The 8,740-nt window shown below is 37.2% G+C and carries 9 protein-coding genes; 8 read left to right on the forward strand and 1 reads right to left on the reverse strand.

Annotation, left to right across the window (positions count from 1 at the left end; all coding sequences use genetic code 11):
• The 7 genes from RT445_RS01990 to RT445_RS02020 all read left to right on the forward strand — a co-directional run.
• On the forward strand, positions 1–430 hold a 430-nt coding region (locus RT445_RS01990), incomplete at its 5' end, for an OB-fold nucleic acid binding domain-containing protein (RefSeq protein ID WP_313469531.1).
• A gap of 130 nt (positions 431–560) precedes the next feature.
• On the forward strand, positions 561–1,202 hold the full coding sequence (locus RT445_RS01995) for a FadR/GntR family transcriptional regulator (protein ID WP_274794073.1): 642 nt from the start codon (positions 561–563) through the stop codon (positions 1,200–1,202).
• Positions 1,203–1,226: 24 nt separating this feature from the next.
• Positions 1,227–2,084 carry an acetyl-CoA carboxylase, carboxyltransferase subunit beta gene (accD, locus tag RT445_RS02000; RefSeq protein WP_274794072.1) on the forward strand — a complete coding sequence of 286 codons (858 nt, stop codon included), beginning with the start codon at positions 1,227–1,229 and terminating at the stop codon, positions 2,082–2,084.
• Complete coding sequence (locus RT445_RS02005; protein WP_274794071.1) at positions 2,077–3,033, forward strand: acetyl-CoA carboxylase carboxyltransferase subunit alpha; 957 nt, start codon at positions 2,077–2,079, stop codon at positions 3,031–3,033. Before accD ends, RT445_RS02005 begins: the two co-directional genes overlap by 8 nt.
• A 322-nt stretch (positions 3,034–3,355) precedes the next feature.
• The gene (gene pfkA, locus RT445_RS02010) at positions 3,356–4,315 is read left to right on the forward strand and encodes a 6-phosphofructokinase (RefSeq protein ID WP_312506602.1); all 960 of its coding nucleotides are present in this window, start codon (positions 3,356–3,358) and stop codon (positions 4,313–4,315) included.
• A gap of 26 nt (positions 4,316–4,341) precedes the next feature.
• Positions 4,342–6,102 carry a pyruvate kinase gene (gene pyk / locus RT445_RS02015; protein WP_312506601.1) on the forward strand — a complete coding sequence of 587 codons (1,761 nt, stop codon included), beginning with the start codon at positions 4,342–4,344 and terminating at the stop codon, positions 6,100–6,102.
• 216 nt (positions 6,103–6,318) lie between these two features.
• On the forward strand, positions 6,319–6,708 hold the full coding sequence (locus RT445_RS02020; RefSeq protein WP_274794068.1) for an FxsA family protein: 390 nt from the start codon (positions 6,319–6,321) through the stop codon (positions 6,706–6,708).
• Here the strand turns inward: RT445_RS02020 and RT445_RS02025 are convergent.
• Positions 6,692–7,657 carry an AI-2E family transporter gene (locus tag RT445_RS02025; protein WP_312506648.1) on the reverse strand — a complete coding sequence of 322 codons (966 nt, stop codon included), beginning with the start codon at positions 7,655–7,657 and terminating at the stop codon, positions 6,692–6,694. The genes RT445_RS02020 and RT445_RS02025 overlap by 17 nt on opposite strands.
• 249 nt (positions 7,658–7,906) lie before the next feature.
• On the opposite strand from RT445_RS02025, the gene RT445_RS02030 reads away from it, so the two are divergent.
• A partial coding sequence (locus RT445_RS02030) for a citrate/2-methylcitrate synthase (protein ID WP_313469535.1) occupies positions 7,907–8,740 on the forward strand: 834 nt, incomplete at its 3' end.

Consider the following 8,740-nt stretch of genomic DNA (forward strand, 5'->3'; position numbering starts at 1 on the left):
GTTTAACTTTGGTAAACCAAAATATATGCAGGCAGATGAAATGCCTCAAAAGGAAAAATTAATGCATGAGAAGGAAAGCTTAGGCTTTTACATTTCAACACATCCTGTAGCACAAGAAAGGCATTTTTGGAATGATATTACCTGTACTTGCCGAGAGCTGAAGCAGATGCGTGATGGAACTTTAGTAAAAATCATTGGTATAATTGAAGAAGTGAAAAAAATCCGCACAAAAAAAGGTGAGCAAATGGCTTTTGTTCATCTACAGGACGAATATGGTACTGTTTCGATTACCTTATTCCCGCAAGTTTTTCAAATTGTTCAGGAATTGTTAGTGGAAGACGAAATGTTATGGGTTGAAGGTGTAATCGAGAGACGCTTTGGTAAGCCGCAAATCAAAGTAAAACATGCGCAAACGACAAAAAAGGTATGAAATAAAACAAAAAATTAGAAACTGCATTCAATTTTATGCAGTTTTTTCTTTACTTTTGAACAGTTATTTTGTAAGCTAGAAGCAACGTTAAAAGTGGTCAGACCACTTTTTGATAAGGGGAGTTAGTCGTATGGATCAAAAAACCGAACAAAAAAAAGTGTTTTTAGAAATCGTCCAACAACTACGTCAACTCATTAAAATGGAAAAAATACAAGCAGGTGAAAAGTTACCATCCGAGCGCGTTCTATCAGAGCGTCTAGGTGTCGGGCGATCCTCTGTGAGAGAGGCTTTGCGAAGCTTAGAATTGCTGGGGCTAATAGAAACGAGACATGGTGGTGGAACATTTCTTGCGTCTACACATAAGCATCAGTTAGTAGAGATACTGTCGATGTTTATACTAGAAGATGAAAAATCCAAAAAGGATGTCGAATTAACGCGACAAATTCATGAAATGGAAGCAATTCGCGTAATAAGTTGTACAGAGATTCTTCGCACACTACCTGTGTGGGATAGTTTTTTTGTGAAACTAGAAATTGAAGGAACTGTTAATTGTCGAGATATTTTAAGAGAATTATTAATTACGTCAGGTAATCGTCTTTCATTAAAAATCTGGTTTCAATTAGCAGCATATGATGGCGACCGATTAGATCGAAACTCAACAGAAGATGAAAAATTAATCATTCAAACAATGTTGAAATCGATGCAGCTTGGTTATGAAAAAGAAGCATTAAAAGCTTATGAGCAGTGGATGAATACTGTACAAAGCATTTAGACAACAACAAAGGGGGAGTCAAACATGGCAATACGCAGCTTATTTAGTGGTAATCGAAAAAAGAAAGAGGACGGACAAGAAAATTCATTTCCAGAAGGATTAATGACGAAATGTCCTGAATGTCGTCACATTCAACTAACAAAGGAATTAGAAAAAAATCATAAAGTATGTACAAAATGTAGTCACCATTTCAAAATGACTGCTCAAGAACGTGTGGACTATTTCTTAGACGAAGGTTCATTCGAATCTATGGATGATCATTTACAAACAAGTAATCCCCTTAATTTCCCAGCGTATGTAGAAAAAATTTCTGCTGATCAAGAGAAAACTGGCTTGAATGAGGCTGTCCTAACAGGAGTCGGTACGTTAGATGGAGAAGAAATTGTCGTAGCGATAATGGATTCACATTTCCGTATGGGTTCAATGGGATCAGTTGTAGGTGAAAAAATTACACGCGCTGTGGAAAAAGCAACAGAACTAGGTGTGCCGTTTATTATCTTTACTGCTAGTGGCGGGGCACGTATGCAAGAGGGTGTACTATCATTAATGCAAATGGCGAAAACGAGCGTAGCCTTAAAACGCCATAGTGATCAAGGTTTATTATTCATTTCTATTTTAACGCATCCAACAACAGGTGGAGTTTCTGCAAGCTTTGCTTCCGTTGGTGATATAAATATTGCAGAGCCACAAGCATTAATTGGTTTTGCAGGACGTCGGGTTATTGAAGAAACTGTAAGAGAAAAACTGCCAAGCGATTTCCAAACTGCAGAATTTTTATTAGAGCATGGTCAGCTTGATGCAATCTTCCATCGCAAAGATTTACGCAAACAAGTTTCCTTACTTGTAAAAATGCATACGAAAGGCGGCGTGCAACATGTCTAAAAATTTAGCATTTGAAGAACCAGTCGTACAATTACGAGAGAAAATTGATGAACTAAAAACAATTGCTGCAGAAGCAGATGTAGATATGTCAGGTGAAATTGAAAAGCTGGAAACGCGCTTATCGCAGCTTGAGCAATCAATTTATGCAAATATGAAGCCTTGGGATCGTGTGCAAGTTGCAAGACATCCAGAGCGACCTACAACGTTACAATACATTGAAGCAATGTGCGAAAACTTTATTGAATTACATGGTGACCGTACGTTTGGTGATGATGCTGCGATTCTTGGTGGAATTGCCACTTTTGAAGGGCAGCCTGTAACTATTATAGGACATCAGCGTGGTAAATCTACTAAGGAAAATATCCGTCGTAATTTTGGTATGCCTCATCCAGAGGGCTACCGAAAAGCTTTACGTTTGATGAAGCAAGCCGAAAAATTTAAACGGCCAATTATTTGTTTTATTGATACAAAGGGTGCTTACCCTGGTAAAGCTGCAGAAGAAAGAGGACAAAGTGAAGCGATTGCTAGAAACCTTGTTGAAATGGCAGGCTTAACAGTACCGGTTATTAGTATCGTTATTGGTGAAGGTGGAAGTGGTGGTGCTCTAGCATTAGGTGTAGCAAATCGTGTCTTTATGCTAGAGAATTCAACATATTCGGTTATTTCTCCTGAAGGTGCAGCATCTATTTTATGGCGTGATGGTAGTCTTGCTAAGCAGGCAGCTGAAGCAATGCGTATTACAGCGCCTGATTTAAAAGAGCTTGGTGTAATTGATGGTATTATTCCTGAAATTATTGGTGGAGCACATCGCAATGTTGCAAAACAGGCTCTCGCTATTAAAGAATGCATTAGTGAGACTCTTCATGCATTAAATTCTCTAAATGGAGAACAATTAATTGAAGATCGCTATGAAAAATTTAAAAAAATTGGACAATATACAGAAGCGTAATCTTGTTTATGATGAACAAATGATTGTTTTATCTGATTGTGTATAAAAAAACGAAGGGCATAAATTTGCTCGTAAAGAGACAGAATTTGTATCTCAACATATTAAAAAGCTATAAAGATGAAAGAAGATAGTAGCGCAAAATAAACGCCAGACTTCTTGAAAAAATGTTAGATTTAGGATGTTTTGGAATGGAAAGAGTGTGTGAAAGCGCATTCTTTTCATTTTTTATGTAAAAGTTATGTTTTTGTATCCCCAGAACCCTTACATAGTTTGTTTTTTCATGTTAATGTGAATAATAATAGTAACTGCAGGAGGTTCGACAATGAAAAAAATTGCTGTATTAACAAGTGGTGGAGATGCGCCTGGAATGAACGCAGCTATTCGCGCGGTTGTTCGTAAGGCAGCATTTCATGGAGTTGATGTTGTCGGAATTAAGCATGGTTATGAAGGCTTAGTAAAAGGGAATATGGAAGACCTTGATTTAGGTGCAGTTGGTGGTATTATCCAGCGAGGTGGTACACATTTAAATTCTGCAAGATGCCCAGAATTTAAAGAAGATGCTGTCCAGCAACGGGGCATTGAAAATTTACGAGCTGCTGGTATTGAAGGACTTGTTGTCATTGGTGGTGATGGGTCTTATCGAGGTGCTATGGATTTAGTGAAAAAGGGCTTCCCTGTTGTGGGTGTGCCAGGGACAATCGATAATGATATTCCAGGAACGGAATATACAATTGGCTTTGATACGGCTCTCAATACGGTTGTTGAATCCATTGATAAAATCCGTGATACAGCTACATCTCATGAAAATTCCTTCATTGTAGAAGTCATGGGCCGTGATGCAGGTGATATTGCCTTATGGGCAGGTCTTGCTGCTGGCGCTGAAACAGTGTTAATTCCTGAAGAAGATTATAATTTAGATGAGATTGTAGCACGCTTAGATCGTGGAGCAGCACGTGGTAAAAAGCACAGTATTATTATTGTTGCAGAAGGTGTTATGTCTGGAAGTGAGCTAGCAAAGCTGTTGAAAGAAAAAACTGGAAAGGAAACACGCGTTTCAGTATTAGGTCACATTCAGCGTGGTGGTTCACCTACAGCTCGAGATCGCGTCTTGGCAAGTCAATTTGGAGCACATGCAGTTGAGTTACTAATGGAAGGTAAGGCTGGCCGAGCAGTAGGCATTCGCAATCATCAAGTTATTGACTATGATATGCCAGAGGCTTTCGAAAAGAATCATGAGGCAGATGTAAGCCTTTATACACTAATGAAAGAACTATCAATATAATTTGTTATAAAACGGAGTGGGCAAAAATGAGAAAAACAAAAATCGTATGTACAATTGGACCTGCAAGTGAGTCACCAGAAACTTTAGAAAAATTAATCGAAGCAGGTATGAATGTAGCCCGCTTGAATTTTTCACACGGATCACATGAGGAACATGCGGGACGTATTCAATTAATTCGTGAAGTAGCACAAAAGTTAAATAAACCAGTAGGGATTTTACTTGATACTAAAGGTCCTGAAATTCGTACACATAATATGAAAAATGGAGAGCTTCATTTAACAGCAGGTCAAGTGATTGATATTTCAATGACTGAAGTAGAAGGTACTGAGACAAGCTTTTCTGTCACGTATGAGCGCTTAATTGAAGATGTTGAACAAAATTCAATTATTTTACTTGATGATGGTCTTATTCAATTACGTGTATTAGCAACAGATATGGAAAAAGGATTAATTCATACGATTGTTGAAAATGCTGGGGTTCTAAAAAATAAAAAAGGTGTTAACGTTCCAGGTGTTTCTGTACAGCTACCAGGTATAACAGAAAAAGACGCGCAAGATATTTTGTTTGGTATAGAGCAAGGCGTTGATTTTATTGCAGCTTCATTTGTTCGTCGTGCAAAGGATGTTCTAGAGATTCGTGAATTGCTTGAACAAAACGGTGGTAGTCATATTCAAATTATCCCTAAAATTGAAAACCAAGAGGGTGTCGATAATATCGACGAAATTATCCTAGTGTCTGATGGATTAATGGTTGCGCGTGGAGATCTTGGTGTAGAAATTCCAGCGGAAGAAGTACCACTTGTACAAAAGAAATTAATCTTGAAATGTAACCAAGTAGGGAAACCTGTTATTACCGCAACACAAATGTTAGATTCAATGCAGCGTAACCCACGTCCAACACGTGCAGAAGCAAGTGACGTAGCGAACGCAATTATTGATGGAACAGATGCTATCATGTTATCTGGTGAAACTGCTGCGGGTCTTTATCCAGTAGAATCTGTACAAACGATGAATAAAATCGCTCAGCGTACAGAAAATTCATTAGATTATCGCTCCATTGTATCAACACGTAGTCGTGAAAAAGAGGCTAATATGACAGAGGCTATTTCACAAGCGGTAGCTTATACATCTATCAATTTAGGTGTGAAAGCCGTATTAGCACCAACTGAAAGTGGTAATACAGCAAGAATGATCGCAAAATATCGACCAGGTGTGCAAATTGTTGCCGTAACAGGCTCTACAAATACAGCCAATACATTAACATTAGTATGGGGCGTATACCCAATTGTTTGTCAACGAGTGTCAACAACAGATGAAATCTTAGAACTAGCTGTCGATGAAAGCTTGAAGCATGGTTTCGTTACACATGGTGACGCTGTTGTCATTACAGCAGGTGTGCCAGTAGGTGAAGCGGGTACAACTAACTTAATGAAGGTACACATTATTGGAGATTTACTCGCTCGAGGTCAAGGGATCGGAAAAGCATCTGTCGTAGGTAAAACGGTTGTTGCTAAAAATGCCGCTGAGGCACTTGCCTACGATATGGAAGGATGCATTCTCGTAACAGTTGGTTCAGATCGTGATATGATGCCTGCATTAGAGAATTGCATTGGTTTGATTACTGAAGAAGGTGGTCTAACTAGTCACGCAGCAGTGGTTGGACTAAGCCTTGGTATTCCAGTAATAGTTGGCGTTAAAGAAGCTACAACATTAATTCGTCATGGCCAAGAAATTACAATGGACGCTGAAACAGGTGTTATTTACAAAGGACATGCAAGTGTTCTTTAACAGTTAACAAAAAGCTCTAGTGCGATTTGTTGTACTAGAGCTTTTTCTAAGGGTTGTACACTCTCTATTTTTACTCTATACCGTAAACTTCTATTTTTCTCTTACTAACTACGGCAGGTTTTCTATTTGAGTGAGGGCATTCATTTTTTTATGAAACTAATTGGGCTATAATAACGTATAAAAGGTATAGCTTTTTCAAGTAGAGAGGGGAAAAATATGCGAAAAATTTTTCTTGGTGTCGTTGTCTACGCATTAGCCGAATTGGCGTTATTAATAGTCATTGGACAAAATATTGGTGTATTTAGTACATTGATGCTGATTGTTGCAACAAGCGTTATTGGAATATATGTAATGAAAAATAAAGGTATGAATTCTATTCAAAATGTAAAAAATACAATGGCTAGAGGAGAGGCACCAGGAGCTGCTTTGGTTGATACACTATTAACATTTGGTGGTGGTTTGTTCTTAGCGCTACCAGGGTTTTTAACAGATCTTGTTGGATTACTACTTCTCATGCCTTTTTCACGAAAAATGTTCCAACCAATTGTCTATTACTGGATGCGTAAAAAAATGAAAAAAGGTCAATTTATTATCGTTCAAAGATAGAGTTTTCCTTTAGCTTTACGGCTAAGAATAAAAAGATAGGACTAAGCAATATTCCATAAAAGCCAAACAATAGAATAGAGGCAGCACTGATGAAAAATGTATGGAACGTACGTAGTTGAAGTGTATTGGACCAAAGCATTGAATCGGCTAGCTGCCTTGTTAATTGTACAAATAAATATAATAGTAAAATGGCTACACATAAAAATGTATTGCCGTTGAAATAAAAATAAATACTCATTGGTACAAGGAAAACACCAATTCCGAAAAATGGTAGTACATCTGCAAATGCTACAATGAAAGCTTTAATGATGGCTTGTTCAAACTGAAGGACCATAAATCCAGCACAAAGAATAAATAAAGTAATTGTGAATAATTGAAACTCCACAAATAAGAAGTAATGAAAAAGTTGCATCATTTTTGCGAAGTGAGATTGCCATTCTTGACGATATTTTTTGGGCACATATCGGAAAAACCAGTACCGTGATTTACGTGTTTCTAGTAAAGCGAAATAATAAGCAACTAAAAAGATAAATACCTCAATGACGTGCTTCATCAATAATTGGAAAAGATCTGCTGTGTAGACGATGATCGAATCAAAAATCGACAGTGATTTTTCCTTTAACACTTGTACAAACATGGATTCATATTCACTAAAAAGCGGGAAATTAAGTAATGTTTCTCTAATTTCAGGAAATATTACAATAATACTGTTGATGGATATGACGACAAGTAGAAAAATACAAGTTAATATTAATACTTCCACAATAATTGCTGCCATCCAATAGGCAACCTTACAATATTTATGCAGAAATTTTATAATAGGATACGTCGAAAATGATAAAAAAATAGCAAGAGAAACAGGTAACACAAACCAAAGTATCACTAAATAAAAAATAAAAAGCAAAATACTTGTAGTTCTTTCGTATGAAAAATACTTTAAATTCCTCATTTTTACATATTCACCCCAAACTAAATGATAAATTAATGTCAAAATATACAAAACAACCTCTTTAGGACAAATATATAGTCGTTCGGACGTCTTTTTCTTTATTTGGAGGATTTTCATTCACAAAGCTGTCAAAAATGATTATAATAGCAATGTAAGCGATTTACTTAATGGTTCATATGAGCAAAATCCGCAAATGCAAGATAAAAAACGCATTTGCAACAAAATATAAATATGAGGGAGCGATAATTTATGTCAGCAACTAAAGGTTTAGAAGGTATCGTAGCAGCGGAATCTAAAATCAGTTCAATTATCGATGACACACTTACATATGTTGGTTACAACATTGATGATTTAGCAGAAAATGCGTCATTCGAAGAGGTAATTTACTTGTTATGGCATACTCGTTTACCAAAAGAGGACGAGCTAGCTGAATTAAAACAACAATTGGCAGACAACATGTCAATTCCGCAAGCGATTATCGATCAATTCAAAACATACCCACTTTCAACTGTACATCCAATGGCTGCACTACGTACTGCAGTATCTCTACTTGGTGTATTCGATGAAGAAGCGGATGTTATGGATCCAGAAGCAAACTACCGCAAAGCAATTCGTCTTCAAGCTAAAATTGCTACAGTAGTAACTGCATTTGCACGTGTTCGTAAAGGCTTAGAGCCAGTTGCACCAAAACCTGAACTAGGATATGCTGCAAACTTCTTATACATGCTTAAAGGTGAAGAGCCAGCAGCAGTTGAAATTGAAGCATTTGATAAAGCATTAGTATTACATGCTGACCATGAGTTAAATGCATCTACATTTACAGCACGTGTATGTGTAGCTACATTATCAGATGTTTATTCTGGTGTAACTGCGGCAATCGGCGCATTAAAAGGACCACTTCATGGTGGAGCAAATGAGCAAGTTATGAAGATGTTATCTGAAATCGGCTCACTTGAAAATGTTGAATCTTATATTCAAAATAAATTAGACAACAAAGAAAAAATCATGGGCTTCGGTCACCGCGTTTATCGCAAAGGCGACCCTCGTGCACCACATTTACGTGTAATGTCTCAAAAATTAACT

The organism is Lysinibacillus sp. (genome assembly GCF_032093475.1).
In the GTDB taxonomy this organism is placed as follows: Bacteria; Bacillota; Bacilli; order Bacillales_A; family Planococcaceae; genus Lysinibacillus; species Lysinibacillus irui.